Source organism: Pseudonocardia tropica (assembly GCF_040105315.1).
GTDB lineage: Bacteria > Actinomycetota > Actinomycetes > Mycobacteriales > Pseudonocardiaceae > Pseudonocardia > Pseudonocardia alni.
Genome location: NZ_JBEDNP010000001.1, coordinates 443,226 through 462,722 on the forward strand (window position 1 = coordinate 443,226; position 19,497 = coordinate 462,722).

Genomic DNA, 19,497 nt, shown 5'->3' on the forward strand with positions numbered 1-19,497 from the left:
ATGTCCCGCCGGATCCCCGGCCCGCTCCGCTGGTCGGTGCTCGCCGCACTGGCCGCGGTCGCCGCCGTCGTGCTCGCTCAGTACTGGGTGTCGACGTCGGCCGCCACCGACCAGCAGCAGGGGTGGACGCAGACCCGGTGGGGTCCGCTCGGCCCCGCCGACCGCGACCTGCTGCAGAAGGTGCGCCTCGCCGGTCTCTGGGAGGCTCCGACCGGGCAGCAGGGCGAGCAGCAGGCCACCTCGCCCGCCGTCCGCGACGTCGCCCGCAAGCTCGGCGTCGAGCACCACGACCTCGACGAGCTGGTCCGCTCCACCGCCGAACAGCTCGGGGTCCTGCTGCCCAGCAGGCCCAACGACCAGCAGATCGGCTGGATGAACGACCTGACCGCCCGCACCGGGACCGACTACGACCGCCAGTTCGTGCAGATCCTGCGCGCCGCGCACGGCTCGGTACTGCCGGTGATCACCGACGTCAAGGTCGGCACCCGCAACGAGCTCATGCGGCAGTTCGCGAACGAGGCGTCGGTGTACGTCACCCGGCACATCGGCTACCTGGAGTCGACCGGGCTGGTCGACTACGCGGCGCTGCCCGCCCCGCCCGACCCGGTGCCGGCCGGGACCCGCACCGCGTCCGACGTCGTCGTGCCGGCGCTGGTGGTCGGGGTCGCGCTGCTCGCCGCGGGCGGGCTGCTCATGACCCTGCACCGGCGCGGCCGCCCCGCCCCCGGCCCGGCCGCCGCACTCGTCCCCGCCCCGCGCCACCCCCGCGACGGCGCCCGGCCGGCCCTGCCGGTCGGCCCGCCCGACCCCTGGGACGAGCTGGCACACGTGCCGCCCGTCCGGCCGCGGCCCGATCCCGAGCCCGGCCCCGCCGACGCCACCCCCCACGACCTCGACCTGGACACCGACACCGGAGCGCCGCCCTCCCGCACCACCGGAGCGCACCGCACCGCCCCGAGGAGCCGATACCGATGAGATCCACCACCAGCCGCAGCAGGACGATCGCGGTCACCGCGCTCGCCCTGGGCCTGCTCGTCGCCGGGCCCGCCGCCTACGCCGCCGGGGCCGCCTCCGCCGACCGGAGCGACCGGCCGGCGAACGTCGCCTCCGGGCCGTCCGACACCGGCGGGTCCTCCGCCGGGTCGTCCGGGTCCGCCACCGGGGGTGGGGGGCACGACCACTCCGGCCACACCGGTTCGGGCTCAAGCCCCGACACCGGATCGGGCTCGGACACCGGATCGGGCTCGGACACCGGCTCCGGTCCCGACGACGGCGACGGGGCGGGATCCGGCGAGGGGTCGGGTCCCGCGGCCGGGGACGGCACGGGCGGACAGGACGGCGGCAACGCCGGCGGTTCCGGCGACGGCAATGACGGCAGGGACGGCAAGGACGGCGGGGCGCAGGCCGCGCTCGACATCCTCGCCGTCGACTGCTCGGGCAGCCGGCTCACCGCCCACGACGGCTTCCAGAAGGCGCCCCGCTGCGTGTCCACCGCGTTCGGCGAGGTCGCCGACGCCGACCGCAGCCCGTCGCTGCTCATCACCCAGGCCCCGACGAAGGTCCGGCCCGGGGAGGCGTTCCGCCTGACCGTCAGCACCCGGAACCTGGTCCGCGACCGGTTCCTCCCCGCGGCCCAGGGCGGCTACTACGCCGAGGCGTCCCTGCTCGACGGCCAGGGGCTCCAGCGCGGCCACTTCCACACCGCCTGCCGGATCCTTCCCGATCCGGGCGAGGCACCGGACTCGTCGCCCGATCCGCTGTTCTTCCAGGCCACCGAGGACGGCGGCGGAGGGGCACGGCCGGACAGCGTCACGATCGACGTGCCCGGGGTCGAGCAGACCGGCGAGCTGCAGTGCTCGTCGTGGGCGGGGGACGGGTCGCACCGCACCCCGATGATGCAGCGGGCCGACCAGACGCCCGCGTTCGACTCGGTCCGGATCGAGGTGGGCTGACATGCGACTCTCCGGACCCCTCCTGACCATGGTCGCCGTCGGCGCGGTCGCCGCCGGGGCCGCGACGGCCAACGTCGTGCTCACCGCGGAACCGGAACCGCTGCCCGCAGCCGCCCCCGCTGCCGTCGAACAGGCGGCGGGCTCGCTCGCCCTCCCCGCGGCGCCCGCCCCGACGGCCGCCCCGGCACCGGCCGCGACCGGCACGGTCGTCTACAAGGGCCGGTCGACGAACGGGAAGGTCACCGTCGACATCTGGGTCACCGACGGCGCCGTGAAGGCCTACGTCTGCGACAACCGCGGCATCGAGTCCTGGACGAAGGGCACCGCCACCCCCGGCGGCACCACCCGCCTGACCGGGAAGGACGGCGCGGAGGTCGAGTACACCGTCGCCGACGGCGTCGCCACCGGCACCGCCCGCGCCGACGGGGGCTCCTGGGACTTCACCGCGACCCGGACCGACGCGTCCGACCCGGCTCCCGCAGCGGCACCGGCCCCCGCACCCGCCGAGGCGCCCGCACCCGCCGAGGCCCCGGCTCCGGCCGAGGCCCCGGCTCCGTCCACCGGCGGCAGCGGTGACGCCTACGGCTACGGCGGCGGGTACTGATGTCCCCCCGCGCGCGGCACGCGGACCGCGACCTCACCGACCCGGTCGGGTTCGCCCCGGTCCCCGCGGCCATCCCGAGCCCCCGCGGCCCCGGGCACAGCGGCGGCTGGGCCGCCGTCCCGGAGCCGTCCTGGGCGCCCGACCACGACCCCGACGGTGGCGCGGACCGGTGGGCGGGCACAGCCGACCGTCGTCGCGACGCCGTCGCGGGGGACCTGTTCACCCCGACCGGCCCGCTCACCCCGCCCCCGGGCGGCGGTCCGGGCGCCCACGGGGTCACCACGCCGCGCCGCCCGGCGCGGGACGCCGGGGCCGCGCGTCCCGGCCGCCCGCGCCGGGCCGCCGGTGAGGTCCCGCCCTCCGGATGGTCCGAGGGCGCCGACGACACGGCCTGGTCCGGGAGCACCCCCGGCCGCTCCGGGCCCGCCGGCGCGGACCGGCTGCACTGGTCCGACGACGTCGACCACCGCGGGTGGGCGGCGGGCACGGCCGACCACCCCGACGCCTACGAACCGCTCGCCGGCTACGCCGAACCCGGCCGCTACGACCGGACGGGCGACCGCGCCGACGCCGGTGCCGACGTCCGCACCGGCGCCCCGGCCGAGGACCCGGCCGCCGCGTACCGGGAGCGCCCCGCACGCCCGGCCGTCCGCGACCGGGCCGACGGCGACGACGACCCCGTCCGCCGGCCCGGGCGGCGCGGCCTCGGCCGCCTGCGGTCCCGCGCGACGGCACCCGACCCGGCGCGCGCCCGTCGCCGACCGGCCGCCGAGGCGGCCCACGACGTCGCGGTCCCGGTGGAGGGCCTGTCGTGGCGGGTCGTCGCCGTCCCCGTCGTCGTCGGGTCGCTGGTCGCGGTCGCGCTCGGCGTCTGGGCCCGCGCGCACGTCGGCACCGGCGTCGCGGTGAACCTCGCCGGGTTCTCCAGCGGCGCCGCGGCCAAGGCGTGGCTCGGGTCGGCCGCCCTGGTCCTCGCGATCGTCCAGGGCGTCACCGGCCGGATGATGATGCGCGGCTACGCCGACCCGGTGACCGCGGTCGCGCACCGCTGGTCGGGTCGCGCCGCGGTGCTGGTGACCGTGCCCGTCGCCGTGCAGTGCCTCTACGCGTTCGGCTGGTCCGGCGCGACGACGTCGGCGCTGCTGCACTCCGCACTCGGCTGCCTGTTCTACGGCGCGTTCGTCACCAAGATGCTGCTCCTGCGCCGCCCCGGCGTGCCCGGGTGGCTGCTCGCCGTCGCGGGCGGGGTGCTGCTCGCCGTCCTCACCGGGGTCTGGCTGACCTCGGCGCTGTGGTTCTTCGCCGGCCAGGGCCTGTCGTTCTGACCCCCACCGCCCCCACCGTCCCCCGGAGGTCCCCCGTGTCCCCGATCCCGCGCCGCCGGCTCCTCGCCGGCGCCGGTGCCGCCGTGGCCTGCTGCGCCGCGGGCTGCGCCACCTACGGAACCCCGCGCGACACGGCACCCGCCGCGCCCGCGCCGACCACCCCCGCCCCCGCGGCGGCCGCCCCGAGCAGCAGCCCCGCTGCGGCGCCCGCCGGCATCGCCGCCGTCGACGACGTCCCGGTCGGCGGCGGACGGGTCTTCGCCGAGCAGCAGGTCGTCGTGACCCGCCCGGACGCGGACACCGTCCTGGCGTTCGACGCGACCTGCCCGCACCAGGGCTGCCTCGTCGACCAGGTCTCCCAGGCCGGCATCTCCTGCCCCTGCCACGGCAGCCTGTTCGCCGTCTCCGACGGGGCCCCGCTCGACGGCCCCGCCACGGCCCCGCTCACCTCGCGACCGGTGCGGGTCGAGGGCGGGCAGGTGGTCCTGGCCTGACGGCCCCGATGTGACGCCGCCGATGTGACGCGGCCGATGTGACGCCGCCGATGTGACGCGGCCGAGGTGACGCCGGGCCCGCACACCCCCGGTGCGCGGGCCCGCCGTCGGGTGCGGTCAGGCCGCCCGGCCCGCCGCGACGACGTCCGGGGACCCGCGCCGGATCATCCGCACACCGAGCACCACCAGCGGCGCGCCGCACAGCACGGTCAGCGCGGCCGTCGCGACGACGCCGACCATCGACCCCAGCGTCGGCGCGAGGAACCACATCGCGAGCCAGCCCGGCACCGCCCACCAGCCGATGACGCCCGCCCGCGCCAGCCCGGCCGTCAGCACGGCCGGCCCGAGCAGGCCGAACACCTTCCCGGTGAGCATCCAGACCTGCACCCACGGGACGCCCGCGTCGAGGCTCTCCAGCACCGCACCGGCGACGTCGGGCCCGACCCGGTTCGCCATCGACGCCAGGTAGTGGTCGCCGAGCAGCAGCCCGGACATCTGCACCGCGCCGAACGCCGTCGCCGCCGCACCGACGACGGTCAGGACCCGGCCCCGCCGGCCCCGCACCATCGCGATCGCGGCGAGCGCCCCGAACGCCAGCGCGACCCACCCGTAGTGCAGGAAGGCCGCGGAGATCCCGCTGACCACCGGGTCCGCGCCGAGCGAGGCGGCGTAGTCGGACGCGGAGTCGCTCGCCTGCGGCGGCGAGGTCGCGAACCCGCCGGCGACGAGCAGCGGGGTGAGCACGAGCAGGCCCCCCGCGATCCGGAGCGGCCAGACGGGGGCCGCGGCCCGGTCGGCGGCGGCGTGGGCCGCAACCGTCGTGGCGGGCGTGGTGGTGGACATCGGTGGACTCCCCGTCCTCGGCGGGCCCGCCGGTCGCGGCGCCCTGGGCGGCGACGACGATGCCGCCGGACCCCGCCCCGGCGGATCGTCCCGGTCGGCCGACCCGGCGGGCCCCGGAGAGGACCCGGGCGGCCCCGGGGTCCTCCGCGGAGAGGATCCGCAGGGCCGCGGTGGCCGCTAGCGTCGCGGGCGTGCGCCTGCCGAAGCCGTCCATGCCGTGGGCGTTCGCCGTGCCCGCGGCCGGGCTGTGCGCGGCGGCCGTGCTGGCCGAGGCCGGCGGCGACCCCGAGGGCGTGGGTCTGGTGCCGTCGACGTGGGGGCTGGCCGCGTTCGTCGCGGCGGTCCTCCTGCTGGCCGCCCGCGTCCCGGTCGCCGGGCCGCCGCTGATGCTGGTGCCGTTCGCGTGGCCGCCGCTGTTCGGTGGCGGCGCGGGCGGTGCGCAGCTGATCGCGCTGATGCTGCTCCTGGGCCACCTCGGCTACCGGTGCACCGGGCGGGTCGCGCTGGGCGTCTACGCCGGCACCGCCGGGTCCGCCGGGATCTACGTCGGCGTCTGGCTCGGTTCGCCCTGGGAGATCGCGTTCTACCCGTTCGTCCTGGGCGCGGCCACGGCGATGGGGATGCTGCTGCGCCGCGAGGAGCTGCGGTCGGCGCAGCTGCGGGCGATGACCGCCGAGCTCGCCGCGCAGCGCGACGCCCTGGCCGAGGCCGCCGTCGCCCAGGAACGGGTGCGGATCTCCCGGGAGCTGCACGACGCCGTCGCCCACACCGTGTCGGTGATGACCCTGCAGGCCGGGGTGGTGCGTCGGCGGATGCCCGACGGGTCGGCCGAGCGCACCGCGCTGGAGTCGGTGGAGCAGCTGGGCCGCCGGTCGGTCGACGAGCTGCGCCGCGTCGTCGGGCTGCTGCGCGAGGAGGCCTCCGGTGCGGCCGAGCCCGCGCCGTCGCTGGCCCGGCTCGAGGAGCTCGCCGCCGATGTGCGGGCGGCCGGGACCCCGGTCGTCGTCGACGTCCGCGGGCGGTTGCGGGACCTGCCCGACGACCTGGACCGGTCGGCGTACCGGATCGTGCAGGAGGCACTCAGCAACACCGTGCGGCACGCGGGGACGGCGACCGCGCACGTCGTCGTCGACCACTCCGACGGCACGCTGGTCGTCTCCGTCCACGACGACGGGACCGGTGCCGCGGGACCCGACCGGGCCGGGTACGGGCTGGTCGGGATGCGGGAGCGGGTCGAGCTGTTCGGCGGGGAGCTGGCGGCGGGGCCGCGACCGGGCGGCGGGTTCGCGGTGCACGCCCGCTTCCCGCTGGAACGGGGGACACCGTGATCCGGGTCGTGCTCTGCGACGACGAGGCGCTGGTCCGCGCGGGCCTGCGGATGCTGCTGGACGGCGAGACCGACGTCGACGTCGTCGGGGAGGCGGACGACACCGCCTCCGCGGTCCGGGCGGTGCGGGCCCTCGACCCGGACGTCGTGCTGATGGACGTCCGGATGCCCGGCGGTGGCGGGCTCGCCGCCGCCGCGGAGCTCGCCGCGGCCGGCTCGACCGCCCGGGTCCTGGTGCTCACCACGTTCGACGACGACGCCGTCGTCGACGCGGCACTGCGCGCGCGGGTGGCCGGGTTCCTGCTCAAGACCTCCCCGCCGGAGCAGCTGCTCGACGCGGTCCGCCGGATCGCCGCCGGCGGGGGACAGCTCGACCCGGCCGTCGTGCCGCGGGTGATCGCCCGCTACGCCGAGGCCCCCGCCCCGTCCGCCCGGGCGCAGGAGCTGTCCCGGCTGACCCCGCGGGAGACCGACGTGCTGCGCGAGGTCGGGCGAGGTCTGTCGAACGCCGAGGTCGCCGCCGCCCTGCACCTGGGCGAGACGACGGTGAAGACCCACCTCGGGCGGGTGCTGGACAAGCTCGGCCTGCGCGACCGCGCCCGGGCGATCGTCTTCGCCCACGAGAGCGGGCTGCTCGGCGACCGCTGAGAACCCCGCGCGCGAACGACGGGCCCGGCTGAGCCGGACGGCCGAACGCATTCCCATCCGTCGCGCTCGCGGGTCCGTCCACCGGTCGGGGTCTCAGCTCACGAACCGGGGCCGCCACCGGTCCGTAGCGTGCGGTCCGCACCGGTTCCGTGGTCGCTCCCCGACTTCCGCGCCGCGCGACATGTCGCCGGATCCGGCGACGCTCCCCGTCGCCGGATCCGCGCGTCCCGACCGCGGTGCCGGAGGACCGCCGTGCCCGGGACCTCGACCCCGGGCACGGCGGTGCACACCGCCCGACGGAAGGCCCCCATGAGCACGTCCGAGACCCGTACCGACAGCCCCGCCGCCCGCGTGCCCGCCCCGCGTCGTGCCGACCGCGGCGAGCGCTGGACCGAGCGGCTGGGCTGGGAGGAGTCCCCGGACCGGGGGTCCCGGGTCAGCCGAGGGTGAACGGGTCGCGGGTGCCGCCGGACAGCTCCACCCACACCGACTTGTTCTCCAGGTACTCCTCGACGGCCTGGGTGCCGTTCTCCCGGCCGAGCCCGGAGTGCCCGAACCCGCCGAACGGGACGCTCGGCGCCACCACCCGGTAGGCGTTGATCCACACCGTGCCGGCCCGGATCCGCCCGGCGACGCGGTGCGCCCGGTGCACGTCCTTCGTCCACACCGCGCCGGCCAGACCGTACGGGGTGTCGTTGGCCAGCTTCACGGCCTCGTCCTCGTCGGTGAAGGTGAGCGCCGCGAGCACCGGGCCGAACACCTCCTCCCGGTAGACCGTGGACTCGGGCGTCACCCCGGTGATCACGGTCGGCTGCACGAAGTAGCCGCCCAGCCGGGGCTCCGCGGCCCCGCCGTGGGCGACGGTGTTGCCCTCCGCCTTCGCCGTCTCCAGGTAGCCGAGGACCTTCTCGTACTGCGGCCCGTTCGCGACGGGACCCATCTCGGTGTCCTCGGCGTTCGGGTCGCCGAGCGTGATCGTCGCCGCGCGCTCGGCGATGAGCCGGACGAGCTCGTCGTGGACGTCGGCGTGCACGATCAGCCGGGAGCCCGCCATGCAGGTCTGGCCGGTCGCGGCGAACACGCCGGCGATGATCCCGTTCGCGGCCGACTCCAGGTCGGCGTCGGGGAACACGACCTGCGGGGACTTGCCGCCCAGCTCCAGGGTGACCGTGTTCAGGTTCTCCGCGGCGGCCTTCGCGATCGCCCGCCCGGTCGCGGTGGAGCCGGTGAACGCGACCTTGTCGACGCCCGGGTGCCCGGCCAGGTGCGCGGCGGTGTCCCGGTCGTTCGTGGTGACGACGTTGACCACGCCGGCCGGGATCCCGGCCTTCTCGACCAGCTCGGCCCACTTCAGCGTCGAGGCCGGTGAGTGCTCCGACGGCTTCACGACGATCGTGCAGCCCGCGGCCAGCGCGGGTGCGACCTTCCAGGTCATCAGCAGCAGCGGGGAGTTCCACGGCGTGATCGCCGCGACGACGCCGACCGGCTCCTTGCGCGTGTAGACCAGGTAGTTCGGGTTCGGGGCGGGGATCTGGCGGCCCTCGATCGTCGGGGCGATCCCGGCGTAGTAGTGGTACCAGCCGCCGAGCCCGTGGAGCTGGCCGATCATCTCCCGGTACAGCTTCCCGGAGTCGGCGACCTCGGTCCGGGCCAGCGCCTCGGCGTTCTCGGTGATCAGGTCGCCCAGCCGGCGCAGGCAGGCGGCGCGGGCGAACGGGGTCATCGCGCCCCACTCGCCGTCGAGCGCGGTGCGGGCGGCGGCGACGGCGGTGTCGACGTCGTCGGGGCCGCAGTCCGGCACGGTCGCCCAGGGCGCTCCGGTGAACGGGTTCTGCGTCTCGAAGGTGCGGCCGGACGCCGCGTCGGCCGGCTTCCCGCCGATCAGCATCGTGAAGGTCTCGAGCTCGGCCATGGACGGTCCTCTCTCCAGCGGCTCCGGTGGCGCACGTCCTCGCCGGTGACCCTACGAACCCGGGCCGCGATCCGCAGCCGGTGCAGGATGGGCACATGGCCCTCGATCTGCACCACGTCGTGGACGGTCCGGCCGACGCACCGGCCGTGCTGTTCGGCCCGTCGCTGGGTACCGACCTGCACCTGTTCGACGCCCAGGTGGCGGCCCTGTCCGACCGGTTCCGCTGCGTCCGGTTCGACCTGCCCGGCCACGGCGGCTCGGCCCCCGTCACCGGCGACCTCACGATCTCCGAGCTCGGCCGCGGCGCGCTCGCCGCCGCCGACGCCGCCGGGATCGGGGACTTCCACTACGTCGGCGTCTCGATCGGCGGGGCGGTCGGTCAGTGGCTCGGAGTGCACGGCGGGGAGCGGGTGCGCAGCATCGCGGTACTGGCGACGGCGGCGCGCTTCCCGAACCCGGACTCGTGGCCGCAGCGCGCGGCGACCGTGCGGGCCGACGGCACCGCTGCGATGGTCGGCTCCCGGCCCGGGACCTGGTACGTCGAGACCTGGGCGCAGCGAGACCCGGCCGGTGAGCAGCGGCTGCTGGACATGCTGCGCGCCGCCGACGACGAGAGCTACGCCGCCTGCTGCGCCGCCATCGCCGCCTTCGACGTCCGCGCCGAGCTGGGTGCGGTGTCGGTGCCGGCACTCGTCGTCGCGGGGGCGGACGACCCGGCGACGCCGCCGTCGTCGCTGCACGAGATCGCCGACGCGATTCCCGGCGCCCGCTACGCCGAGGTCGCCGACGCCGCCCACCTGCTGAACCGCGAGCGCCCCGACGAGGTGAACGCCCTGCTCACCGAGCACCTGCCCGCCTGATGTCGATCAGTACCCGAGCGCGGTCCCGGCCGGGGCGCACCGCGCTCAGGTACTGATCGACACGGCGGGGACGGGGCGTCAGGGGGTGCGGGTGGCGCGGCGGGCGCGGTAGGCGGCGACGTGCGCGCGGTTCGCGCAGTTGCCGGTGTCGCAGAACCGCTTGGACCGGTTGCGGGACAGGTCGACCAGCACGGCGTCGCAGTCCTCGGCGGCGCAGCGGCGCAGCCGGGACAGATCGTCGCCGCGCACCAGGTCGACGACCGACATCGCGATCTCCGCGCCCATCCGGTCCGCCAGCGGCGCGTCCTGCGGCGTGACGTGCAGGTGCCAGTCCCAGCCGTCGTGCCGCGCGAGGTGCGGGCGCGCGTCGGTCTCGGCCAGGATCGCGTTGACCAGCGCGACGGTGCCGTCGCGGTCGGGGCCGTCGTCGCCGTGGGCGGGCCACAGCCCGGCCAGCCGCTCGCGGAGCGCACGGACGGCCCGGCGCTCGTCGTCGGAGCCGGAGCGGCGCCCCGAGTACGGCTGCTCGGCCAGCCAGGCCGCGAAGCCCGGACCGTCGTCGAGCGGGTCCGGCTCGGCCCGACGGGTGTTCACCAGCGCCGCGGCCGCCGCGAGCAGCACCTGGGTGTCATGGGCGAATTCCATGTTGACCCCTGACATGGTCGGTTCCTACTGTCAGGAGTCTATGGGTGCTTCGGTCGTGACACGGGACCACATGGTCCGCGGGCTGATGTGGGCGCTGGTCTCGGCCGCCGCGTACGGCTTCTCCGGACCGCTCGGCGCGGCGTTCCTGGAGGCGGGCTGGTCGCCCGGGCTCACGACGCTGCTGCGCATCGCGGGCGCCGCCGTCCTGCTGCTCCCGGTGACGGTCGTGATGCTGCGCCGGCATCCGCTCAGCGCGCCGAACGCCCGCAAGGTCCTGCTCTACGGCCTGGCCGCCGTCGCCGGTGTCCAGCTGTGCTTCTTCCAGGCGCTGCAGCACCTGTCGGTGGGCGTCGCACTGCTGCTGGAGTTCCTCGCGCCCGTGCTGCTCGTCGGCTGGACCTGGGCGCGGACCCGGCGCATCCCGGCCGCGGTGACGCTCGTCGGCTGCCTGGTCTCGCTCGCCGGGCTCGTGCTGGTCGTCGACCCGTTCGGGCCCCAACGCGTCGACCTGACGGGAATCCTGTGGGGCCTCGGCGCCGCGGTCTGCGTCTGCGTCTACTTCCTCCTGCCCGGCGGTGACGACGAGGGCGGCGTCCCGCCGCTGCTGATGATCTCCGGGGCGATGGTCGTCGGTGCGGTCGCGCTCACCGTGACCGGTCTGCTGGGCATCACGCCGTGGCGGGTGGGGGAGTCGAGCGGCCGGCTGGTGGGCGTCGACGTGCCCTGGCCGGTGCTGCTGGGGATGCTCGTCGTGCTCGCGACGGCGCTGCCGTATCTCACGGGGATCATCGCCATCCGACGGCTCGACACGCGCGTCGCGTCGTTCGTGGGGCTGTCCGAGGTGATGTTCGGGGTGCTGGCGGCCTGGGTGCTGATCGCGCAGGTGCCGAGCCTGGTCCAGGTGGGTGGCGGGGTGCTGATCCTCGGGGGGATCGTGTTGATCCGGCGTGCGGAGAACCGGGTCGCGGCGACGCCGAGTGAGATCGCCACACAGGGGTGAACCCACCCTGTCGTACGACTGCGGCGTCCGGCCGCGCGTCACCGGCGGGCGACGGCTGCGGAATGCCGCTAACGGACCGAGTTCCCGGGACGAACGAGTGAACATCTCGCCGATCGAGCGTCGGACACGCACCTCCCCGGGGTCGGCTCGTTGGGCGAGTGTCGGTGTTGCTCCCCCTCGCCGACAGTGCTGCCGGCCCCGACCGGCGAGATGCGAAGCCGAGGTCGAGAGTGTCCGACGGTCAGTTCGTCACCAGTTCCTTCTGCGCGAAGGGTGAATGCGTGGCCGTCGCGGCCGACGCGACCGGTGTGCGCGTACGGTCGACGACCGCGGAGGCGGTCGTCGTCGGATTCACCGACGACGAGTGGTCGGCCTTCGTCCGTGGGGTCAAGAACGGCGAGTTCGACCTCGACCACCTGCGCGGTTAGGACCGTCCCGCGAATCTCCGGTCCAGCATCTTCCGGCTGTCGTCCGGGGACATGGCCTGGTCGAGGAGCCGCTGCCAGATCTGCCGGTAGTCGGCGACGGCCTGTGGGGTGTCGATGAAGACGTCGTTCTCCGTCCCCTCGACGTTGACCATCGGCCAGTCCGTCTCGGGATGGCGGGGCGAGAAGACGGAGAACGTGCTGGTCGCGCTGGTCCAGCCGGCGCGGAACGGCAGGATCTGCAGCGTGATGTTGGGCTGGTCGCCCCGGCGGATCAGCTCCCCGATCTGTGCCCGCAGCACCTCCTCGTCGGCGCAGCGGTGCAGGGCGACCTCGTCGAGCAGCACGTGAAGCTCGAGGGGCGGGGCTTCCGTCCGGTCCGGTTCGATCACGTTCTGACGACCCATCCGGATCTCCACCATGCGTTCGATCCCGACGCGATCCTGCCCGGCGAACACCTCGGTCAGGAGCAGGCGGGCGTAGTCCTCGGTCTGCAGCAGGCCGGAGATCGGGATGCTGAAGGTGCTCTTGGCGCGTGACTCCGCCTCCAACGAGATGAGCATGTTGAGGTCCACCCCGGATGGAGCAGGACCCAACGGCTCCCACCAGCCCGGAGCCTTCGCGTCGTTCGCCCATCCGAGAATGCGATCACGTTCGGTGTCCGAGGCCTCGTAGATCTCCAGCAGGTCGCGGACGTCACGGAACTTGGGTTCCACCTGACCCGTCTCGATGCGGGACAACTTCGAGGCCGACACCTCGAGGAGTTTCGCGATCTCCGAGAGCTGCCGATGGCGCGCCACGCGGAGCTGCTTCAGGGCCCAGCCCAGGCGCTTGCGGATGACGAGTGGGCCGTGTGCCGCGGTCATGGCCACACGTCCTCCGGTGATTCCTGTGGTGGGGTCCCCGGCGATCCTAGCGCGGATGCAATTGCAGACCGGATATTGCTTTCAGTCTGGTGCAGCCGGGCGTTCGCACCGCATACTCGACTCCCAGATCCTGGACAGCGGCCACCACCGCTGAAGGGGGTGCGCCATGCACGACCATGACGGCACCACACACAGTTCCGAGATCCCCACCCCGCCGCACCGGAGCGGAGGTGGCACACCATGATCACCTCGCTGATCCTCGTCGGCGGAGTCCTCGCCCTCACCTGGTTCTCCGTGCTCATCGGCATGTCGATGGACACCGAGACCCAGCGACGTCAGTGGAAGCGGGTCGCCCGCGAACGCCGGGACCGCCGGGAGGAACGGCAGCTGCTCCTCCGCAGCTGCCCCCGGCTGGACTGCCCGCTGCGTCGGCCCGGCTGAGCGGACCGCCGACGTGTCGGACGACCGTCACTCACCAGAACCCGACGGCGAACCGGACGGCGTGCCACCGCTCGTCGTCGAGGCGCAGGTGGACGTCGAAACGGGTGTGGCCGTCGGCGTGCGGGTCGTCGTCGCCGGAGAAGGTGAAGGACAGTTCGAGGTCGCCCAGCTCGGCGGACCGCTCGGCGTGGACCTCGGCGAACCCGGCGTGGAAGCCGGACGGGACGAACCGCGGTGCCAGACGGTCCCCGAGCAGCCGCAGCGCGACGGCGGTGGCGCGCCCGCGGTCGGCGAGCAGCCGGTCCGCCACCCGGGTGCGGTCGGGACCGCCGTGGACGACCACCTCGAAGCCGTCGGGACAGCGCACGAGTCTCTCCACGCCGGAGAGTCCGCACCTGAGGAGAACGCCGTGATGCAGGTCGTCGACCACGAGCCGCACGCCTGGTTCCTGCTGTGCGACGGCGCCGGGACCTACCTGGACGTGAACTGCTCGCACGGCCCGGTCGGGTACTCCGTGCTCCTGGAGCTCGACGACGACGAGCGGCGCGCCCTCGACGAGGGCGGACGCGGCTACCTGGACGATCTCGCCGCGACCGTCGCGTACCGGGTCCGCTCGCCGTACCGGGACCGCGACCTGACCCGCGCCCGCGGCCACGAGGTGACCGCGGCCGTCGCCGCGTGGCGTTCCGGTGGTGCGACGGACTGAGCCGCGTGACGCTCCGGTGGCGCGACGGACCGGGCCGCGCCACCGGCGGCCCCGGGTCCTCAGCCCGCGGCGACCGCCTGCTGGATGGCCTGCGGGGTCGCGTCGACCTGGGTGCCGTCGACCTTCACGGTCGGGGTGCCGGACACGCCGTCGCGCAGCGACTGCTGGGTGATCTGGGTGACCCACGGCGCGTAGCGCTGGTCGTCGACGCACCGGGCGAAGTCGCCGCCCGCGCCGGCCTTCTGCCCCAGCGCGACCAGCTGCTCGTTCGAGAGCCCGGCGCCGCCCTCGGCGGGCTGGTCGTCGTAGAGCTCCTTCTCGAACTCCGGGAACACCCCGGCCGCGGCGGCGCACCCGGCCGCGGCGCCCGCCCGGGTCGAGTACCGGGTCGACGACGCCCGGTCCAGGATGGCGATCGGGTGGTAGACGATCTTCGCCTGGCCGGAGGACACGATCTGGTCGAGGGTCTGCCCGGCCTGTGCCTCGAACTGCTTGCAGATCGGGCACTGGAAGTCGAGGTAGAGGTCGATCGTCTTCGGGGCCGCCTCGTCGCCGACGGTCACGCCCTGCGCGGACGCGTTCGGCGGGACCGCGATCCCGCCGCCGGAGTTCTTCCGGTAGACGCCGACACCGACGACCGCGGCGAAGGCCACCACGACGATCAGCGCGATCACCGTGAACTGCGACGGTCCCTTCCTCGCGGTGAGCGGGCTCCTCGCCGCCGCCTTCCGGTTCCCGGTGGCCATCAGGGTTCCTCCTCGGACGTCCGCGTGCCCCCACTCCCGACGACCAGTTGTACGCCCTGTCACCCTGCAACGGTCGAGTGGGGCGCCGGTCCGCCGCAGGTCAGGGGCCCGGGTGGCGAATCTTCGATCGCGTGTAGAACCATGGGGTCGTGAGCACCGACAGCGCCGTGGACCGGACCGTAGGGGAGACGGACGTCCGCACGGTCGAGCTCAAGATCGACGGCATGACCTGCGCGGCCTGCGTCGGACGGGTCGAGCGCAAGCTCGGCAGGCTCGACGGCGTCGACGCGACCGTCAACCTCGCCACCGAGCGCGCGCTGGTCCGGTACCCGTCGGCGACCCCGGTCGCGACCCTGGTCGAGACGGTCCGCAGGGCCGGCTACGGCGCCACCGAGATCCGCCCGACCGACACCGGCGACGAGGCCGTCTCCGACGACACCGCGCTGCGACGGCTGCGGACCCGGATGGCCGTCGCGCTCATCCTGTTCATCCCGCTGGCCGACCTGTCGCTGGCGATGTCGCTGGTCCCGTCGCTGCGCTTCCCGTACTGGCAGTGGGTGGTCGTCGCGCTGGCGCTGCCCGTCGTCGGCTGGGCGGCGTGGCCGTTCCACCGCGCCGCCGTGCTGAACTTGCGCCACGGGACGACGTCGATGGACACCCTCGTCTCGCTCGGCGTGATCTCGGCGTCGGCCTGGTCTCTGGGGGAGATGGCGTTCCTCGACACCCGGCAGACCCTCACCGGGTGGGACGCGGTGCTGCACCCGTCCGGCCCGCTCTACCTCGAGGTCGCCGCCGGGGTCACGACGTTCGTGCTGGCCGGGCGGTACTTCGAGGCCCGCGCCCGCCGTACCGCCGGGCGTGTCATGCGCTCGCTCGCCGCGCTGGAGACCGACGAGGTCACGGTCCTGTCCGGGGGGATCGAGTCCCGCATCCCCGTGCGACGGCTGCGGGTCGGCGACCGCTTCCTGGTGCGGCCGGGCGAGCGGGTCGCCGCCGACGGCGTCGTCGAGACCGGGCGGGCCGCCGTCGACACGAGTGCGATGACCGGCGAGCCGGTCCCGGTCGAGGTCGGGCCGGGCGACGCCGTCACCGGCGGCACGATCGCGTCGGGCGGGCGGCTGGTCGTCGTCGCCGAGCAGGTCGGCGCGGACACCCGGCTCGCGCGGATGATCGCGGCCGTCGAGCGGGCGCAGACGGAGAAGTCCGCGACGCAGCGGCTGGTCGACCGGGTGTCGTCGGTGTTCGTGCCGGTGGTGCTGGCGCTGGCGCTGCTCACCCTCGGGGGCTGGCTGCTGGCCGGCGCGGGCTGGGCCGGCGCGCTGGCGCCCGCGATCGCCGTAGTGATCATCGCCTGCCCCTGCGCGCTGGGGCTGGCGACGCCGACCGCGCTGATGGTCGCGACCGGCCGCGGCGCCGAGCTGGGCATCTTCGTGAAGGGGCACCGGGCGCTGGAGACCACCCGGGCCGCCGACACCGTCGTCCTCGACAAGACCGGCACGCTGACGACCGGGCGGATGGCCGTGGTCGAGGTCGCCGCCCTCCCGGGTGCGGACGCGGCGCAGGTGCTGGCCCGCGCCGCCGCCGTCGAGAGCGGGTCCGAGCACGCCATCGCCGCCGCGATCCGTGCCCACGCCGGAGCGGACGTCCCGGCCGTGCAGGACTTCGTCGCGCTGCCCGGGCTCGGCGCCCGCGGCACCGTCGACGGCCGCACCGTCTCCGTCGGGCGTCCCCCGGAGGACGCGGGCGCGCTCGCCCCGCGGCTCGCGGAGTGGGAGGCGGCCGGGCACAGCGTCGTCGCCGTGCACGTCGACGACGCCCTCGCCGGGCTGGTCGCGCTGGCCGACCCGGTGAAGGAGTCCGCGCCGGTCGCGGTGGCCGAGCTCGTCGCGATGGGGCTGCGCCCGGTGCTGCTGACCGGTGACCGGCCCGCCGCCGCGCACGCCGTCGCCCGGGCCTGCGGGATCACCGAGGTCGTCGCCGGGGCGCTGCCCGACGGGAAGGTCGAGCACGTCCGCGCGCTGCAGGCGCAGGGCCGCACCGTCGCGATGGTCGGCGACGGTGTGAACGACGCCGCCGCGCTCGCCGCGGCCGACCTGGGCATCGCCGTCGGCTCGGGCACCGACGTCGCCCTGGAGGCCGCCGACGTCGTGCTCGTGCGCGACGACCTGCGCGTGCTCCCGGCGACCGTCGAGCTCGCCCGCGCCACGATGGGCACCATCCGCGGGAACCTGTGGTGGGCGTTCGGCTACAACACCGCGGCGATCCCCATCGCGATGGCGGGCCTGCTGAACCCCCTGCTCGCCGGGGCCGCGATGGCGCTGTCGTCGTTCCTGGTGGTCACCAACAGCCTGCGGCTGCGGAAGGCGGCGAGCTGGGCCGACGGCACCCTCGGCGGGACGCGCACCCCGGTCGGTGAGGAGTCGACCGACTACGTGGAGCCCACGGTCCACACCCCCTGACCGGTCCCCACACCCGTTGCAGCGGGTGTGGACGGCCGCCGGAGGGTGTGGACGGGCGTGGTCGCCGGAATACGGCGGGCCGTCCCGCGGCTGATCCGGGGGTGACCGCACCTCTGCCCGATGCGATCGACAGCCGTCTCGACCGGATGCTGGCCGGCATGGAGTGGGAGCTGCAACGGTCCCGCCGCTCCCGGGTGACCGACGGCGCGACGGCCACGGTGCTCCGCGACGCCGCCGGGTTCGTCTTCCTCCACGACGGCAGCGCCTCGGTCCGCACGACGACCGGCTGCTGGACGACCGTCGCGGCGGGCGACCTCGTCCTCGTCCCGCAGCCGGGGGACCTGACGGTCCGCGGCGAGGACGGGGCGGACCTCACCGCCGTCGTGCTCGCCGCGACCCCGGCCCGCCCCCGCGACGACGGCACGCTCCCGCCCGCGCTCGTCGCGCGCGCGTTCGGGCCCGCCGAGCCCGGCATGGCGACGCTCGTCCGCGGGATGGAGTGCGGGTGGAACACCGTCGGCGGGCGGGTCCGCAGCGGCGACACCGTGATCTGCAGCCGGATCGCCACCACGATCGCCGTGACCGCGGTGCGGATGTGGGTCGAGCAGCAGCCGGCCGGTACCGACCGCTGGCTCGCCTCGGCGCTCGACCCCCGTATCGCCCGCACCCTGCACGCCATCCACACCGACCCGGCCCGCCCCTGGACGGTCGCCGACATGGCCCGGGAGGCGACCATGTCGCGGGCGGTCTTCGCGGCCCGCTTCGCCGAGGTCGTCGGCCGCACCCCGGCGGACTACCTGGCCGCCACCCGGGTCGACGCCGGCCGGGCGCTGCTGGCCGACGGCAGCGCCACGGTCGCCGAGGTCGCCCACCGGGTGGGCTACCGCTCCGAGCTCGGGTTCGCCCGGGCGTTCCGCCGCGAGTCCGGGATGTCGCCGTCCCGGTGGCGCTCGTCGGTCCGGTCCTCATCCGCGCCGTAGGGCGGGTCCTGCGGGGCGGAGCCGAAGGTCAGACCACCGACCGCGGCCGCGACGGCCGCGCCGGCGAGGGTCGCGCGCACCCCGAGCCCGTCCACGAGCAGCCCGCCGGCGGCGGCCCCGATCGTGATGGCGAGCTGGAACCCGGCGACGAGCAGGCCGCCCCCGGCCTCCATGCGGGTCGGCGCGACGCGGGCGATCCAGGTCGTGACCACTGTCAGCCACGCCCCGAACGACAGCCCCCAGACGGCCACACCGACGACGACCAGCGGCAGCACCGTCGGGAACGCGGCGACCGCGGCGACGCCGGCCGCGAGCGTCGCCGGGACCGCGAAGCGCACGACCCGCAGGTGGCGGTCGACGACCAGCCCGACGACGACGTTCCCCACCACGCCGCCCGCGCCGAACACCGCGAGCAGCACGGCCACCCCGCCGGCGTCGAGACCGGGGACGGTCCCGAGTGCCGGGCGGATGTAGGTGAACGCGGCGAAGTGCCCCAGGACGGTGAGCACGTGGCCGGTGAGCCCGCGCCCGATGCCGGGCGCCCGCAGGGTGTCGAGCAGCGGACGGAGACCGTCCGAGGCGTCCGGGGCCACGGTCGGCAGCGACGACCGGATCGCGACCGCGGTGACCGCGGACAGCACGGCGACGCCGACGAACACGGCCCGCCAGCCGGCCACCGACCCGAGCAGGACGGCCAGCGGCACCCCCGCCACCGTCGCGACGGTCGTCCCGGTGTTCACGAGCATCACCGCGCGGCCGAGCCGCCCGGGCGTGCTCAGCCGGGCCGCGACGGCCAGCGACATCGCCCAGAACCCGCCGATCGCGGCCCCGAGGAGCAGCCGGGCCAGGAGCAGCACCACGAAGTTCGGCGCCACCGCGACGGCCAGGTTCGACACCGCGGCGGCCACGGCGAGCGCGGTCAGCAGGGCCCGGCGGTCGAGCCGGGGCAGCAGGACCCCGATCGTGGGGGCGACGAGGAGCCCGACGAACGCCGTCGCCGACACGGCCTGCCCGGCCTGGCCCTCGGTGATCCCGAGCGCGGCGGCCATCGGGGTCAGCAGGCCGGGCGGGAGGAACTCGGCGAGGACGAGCACGAAGCTCGTCATCGCCATCACGGCGACCGCGCCCCAGGCGGTGCGTTCGGGGCGGGTCGTCGGTACGAGGGTGTCGGTCATTCCCCCAGGTTTCGCCACGGGACGGTCCGCGGCCCATCGGATCGTCCGGCGGAGCAGACCGAGCGTCCGGATCCGGACCGTGGCCGAGC

At 75.5% G+C, this 19,497-nt stretch carries 22 protein-coding genes; 15 read left to right on the top strand and 7 right to left on the bottom strand.

What is annotated here, in order from left to right:
* From WHI96_RS02160 to WHI96_RS02180, 5 genes are read left to right on the top strand one after another with little or no spacing between them, the layout of a single operon-like run.
* Complete coding sequence (locus WHI96_RS02160; RefSeq protein ID WP_345648453.1) at positions 1-975, top strand: DUF4142 domain-containing protein; 975 nt, start codon at positions 1-3, stop codon at positions 973-975.
* On the top strand, positions 972-1,952 hold the full coding sequence (locus tag WHI96_RS02165; RefSeq protein WP_345648455.1) for a hypothetical protein: 981 nt from the start codon (positions 972-974) through the stop codon (positions 1,950-1,952). Before WHI96_RS02160 ends, WHI96_RS02165 begins: the two co-directional genes overlap by 4 nt.
* Before the next feature lies 1 nt (position 1,953).
* Entirely contained in the window at positions 1,954-2,556 is a 603-nt protein-coding gene (locus WHI96_RS02170; RefSeq protein WP_345648458.1) for a hypothetical protein, read from the top strand.
* Positions 2,556-3,881, top strand: a complete 1,326-nt coding sequence (locus WHI96_RS02175; RefSeq protein WP_349302337.1) for a DUF6529 family protein — start codon at positions 2,556-2,558, stop codon at positions 3,879-3,881. Before WHI96_RS02170 ends, WHI96_RS02175 begins: the two co-directional genes overlap by 1 nt.
* A gap of 35 nt (positions 3,882-3,916) precedes the next feature.
* Positions 3,917-4,375, top strand: a complete 459-nt coding sequence (locus WHI96_RS02180; protein ID WP_345648463.1) for a Rieske (2Fe-2S) protein — start codon at positions 3,917-3,919, stop codon at positions 4,373-4,375.
* 117 nt (positions 4,376-4,492) lie between these two features.
* On the opposite strand, the gene WHI96_RS02185 is transcribed toward WHI96_RS02180, so the two are convergent.
* Positions 4,493-5,218 (bottom strand): hypothetical protein, encoded by a 726-nt coding sequence (locus tag WHI96_RS02185; RefSeq protein WP_345648466.1) that lies wholly within the window; start codon positions 5,216-5,218, stop codon positions 4,493-4,495.
* Positions 5,219-5,409: 191 nt separating this feature from the next.
* On the opposite strand from WHI96_RS02185, the gene WHI96_RS02190 reads away from it, so the two are divergent.
* The 3 genes from WHI96_RS02190 to WHI96_RS02200 all read left to right on the top strand — a co-directional run bounded on the left by WHI96_RS02190 (position 5,410) and on the right by WHI96_RS02200 (position 7,643).
* Positions 5,410-6,546: a sensor histidine kinase gene (locus tag WHI96_RS02190; protein WP_345648469.1), complete on the top strand. Its 1,137-nt coding sequence runs from the start codon at positions 5,410-5,412 to the stop codon at positions 6,544-6,546.
* Positions 6,543-7,193, top strand: a complete 651-nt coding sequence (locus WHI96_RS02195; RefSeq protein WP_345648472.1) for a response regulator — start codon at positions 6,543-6,545, stop codon at positions 7,191-7,193. The genes WHI96_RS02190 and WHI96_RS02195 overlap by 4 nt, the downstream gene beginning before the upstream one ends.
* Before the next feature lie 309 nt (positions 7,194-7,502).
* A complete protein-coding gene (locus tag WHI96_RS02200; RefSeq protein WP_345648475.1) occupies positions 7,503-7,643 on the top strand; it encodes a hypothetical protein in 141 nt (46 codons plus the stop codon).
* Here WHI96_RS02200 and WHI96_RS02205 read toward each other — a convergent pair.
* The gene (locus WHI96_RS02205) at positions 7,630-9,105 is read right to left on the bottom strand and encodes an aldehyde dehydrogenase (protein ID WP_345648478.1); all 1,476 of its coding nucleotides are present in this window, start codon (positions 9,103-9,105) and stop codon (positions 7,630-7,632) included. The genes WHI96_RS02200 and WHI96_RS02205 overlap by 14 nt on opposite strands.
* 95 nt (positions 9,106-9,200) lie before the next feature.
* Here WHI96_RS02205 and pcaD point away from each other — a divergent pair, with 95 nt between their 5' ends.
* The gene (gene pcaD, locus WHI96_RS02210) at positions 9,201-9,965 is read left to right on the top strand and encodes a 3-oxoadipate enol-lactonase (protein WP_345648481.1); all 765 of its coding nucleotides are present in this window, start codon (positions 9,201-9,203) and stop codon (positions 9,963-9,965) included.
* Between the two features lie 78 nt (positions 9,966-10,043).
* Here pcaD and WHI96_RS02215 read toward each other — a convergent pair whose 3' ends face one another.
* Complete coding sequence (locus WHI96_RS02215; protein WP_345648484.1) at positions 10,044-10,610, bottom strand: CGNR zinc finger domain-containing protein; 567 nt, start codon at positions 10,608-10,610, stop codon at positions 10,044-10,046.
* 55 nt (positions 10,611-10,665) lie between these two features.
* Between WHI96_RS02215 and WHI96_RS02220 the strand changes: the two genes are divergently transcribed.
* Complete coding sequence (locus WHI96_RS02220) at positions 10,666-11,610, top strand: EamA family transporter (RefSeq protein ID WP_345648486.1); 945 nt, start codon at positions 10,666-10,668, stop codon at positions 11,608-11,610.
* A gap of 230 nt (positions 11,611-11,840) precedes the next feature.
* Positions 11,841-12,038: a DUF397 domain-containing protein gene (locus tag WHI96_RS02225; protein WP_345648488.1), complete on the top strand. Its 198-nt coding sequence runs from the start codon at positions 11,841-11,843 to the stop codon at positions 12,036-12,038.
* Here the strand turns inward: WHI96_RS02225 and WHI96_RS02230 are convergent.
* Entirely contained in the window at positions 12,035-12,901 is an 867-nt protein-coding gene (locus tag WHI96_RS02230; protein WP_345648491.1) for a helix-turn-helix domain-containing protein, read from the bottom strand. The genes WHI96_RS02225 and WHI96_RS02230 overlap by 4 nt on opposite strands.
* Positions 12,902-13,141: 240 nt before the next feature.
* Between WHI96_RS02230 and WHI96_RS02235 the strand changes: the two genes are divergently transcribed.
* On the top strand, positions 13,142-13,342 hold the full coding sequence (locus WHI96_RS02235) for a hypothetical protein (RefSeq protein ID WP_345648494.1): 201 nt from the start codon (positions 13,142-13,144) through the stop codon (positions 13,340-13,342).
* Positions 13,343-13,373: 31 nt separating this feature from the next.
* Here the strand turns inward: WHI96_RS02235 and WHI96_RS02240 are convergent, their stop codons facing one another.
* On the bottom strand, positions 13,374-13,709 hold the full coding sequence (locus WHI96_RS02240; protein ID WP_345648497.1) for a hypothetical protein: 336 nt from the start codon (positions 13,707-13,709) through the stop codon (positions 13,374-13,376).
* 42 nt (positions 13,710-13,751) lie between these two features.
* Between WHI96_RS02240 and WHI96_RS02245 the strand changes: the two genes are divergently transcribed.
* The gene (locus WHI96_RS02245; protein ID WP_345648500.1) at positions 13,752-14,048 is read left to right on the top strand and encodes a hypothetical protein; all 297 of its coding nucleotides are present in this window, start codon (positions 13,752-13,754) and stop codon (positions 14,046-14,048) included.
* Between the two features lie 59 nt (positions 14,049-14,107).
* Here WHI96_RS02245 and WHI96_RS02250 read toward each other — a convergent pair whose 3' ends face one another.
* Positions 14,108-14,794 (bottom strand): DsbA family protein, encoded by a 687-nt coding sequence (locus tag WHI96_RS02250; protein ID WP_345648503.1) that lies wholly within the window; start codon positions 14,792-14,794, stop codon positions 14,108-14,110.
* Between the two features lie 149 nt (positions 14,795-14,943).
* Here WHI96_RS02250 and WHI96_RS02255 point away from each other — a divergent pair, with 149 nt between their 5' ends.
* Both WHI96_RS02255 and WHI96_RS02260 read left to right on the top strand, forming a co-directional pair.
* The gene (locus tag WHI96_RS02255; RefSeq protein WP_345648505.1) at positions 14,944-17,253 is read left to right on the top strand and encodes a heavy metal translocating P-type ATPase; all 2,310 of its coding nucleotides are present in this window, start codon (positions 14,944-14,946) and stop codon (positions 17,251-17,253) included.
* A gap of 101 nt (positions 17,254-17,354) precedes the next feature.
* The gene (locus WHI96_RS02260; RefSeq protein ID WP_345648508.1) at positions 17,355-18,233 is read left to right on the top strand and encodes a helix-turn-helix transcriptional regulator; all 879 of its coding nucleotides are present in this window, start codon (positions 17,355-17,357) and stop codon (positions 18,231-18,233) included.
* Here the strand turns inward: WHI96_RS02260 and WHI96_RS02265 are convergent.
* Positions 18,134-19,408, bottom strand: a complete 1,275-nt coding sequence (locus WHI96_RS02265) for an MFS transporter (RefSeq protein WP_345648511.1) — start codon at positions 19,406-19,408, stop codon at positions 18,134-18,136. The two genes, WHI96_RS02260 and WHI96_RS02265, sit on opposite strands and share 100 nt — an antisense overlap.
* Positions 19,409-19,497: the final 89 nt, after the last annotated feature.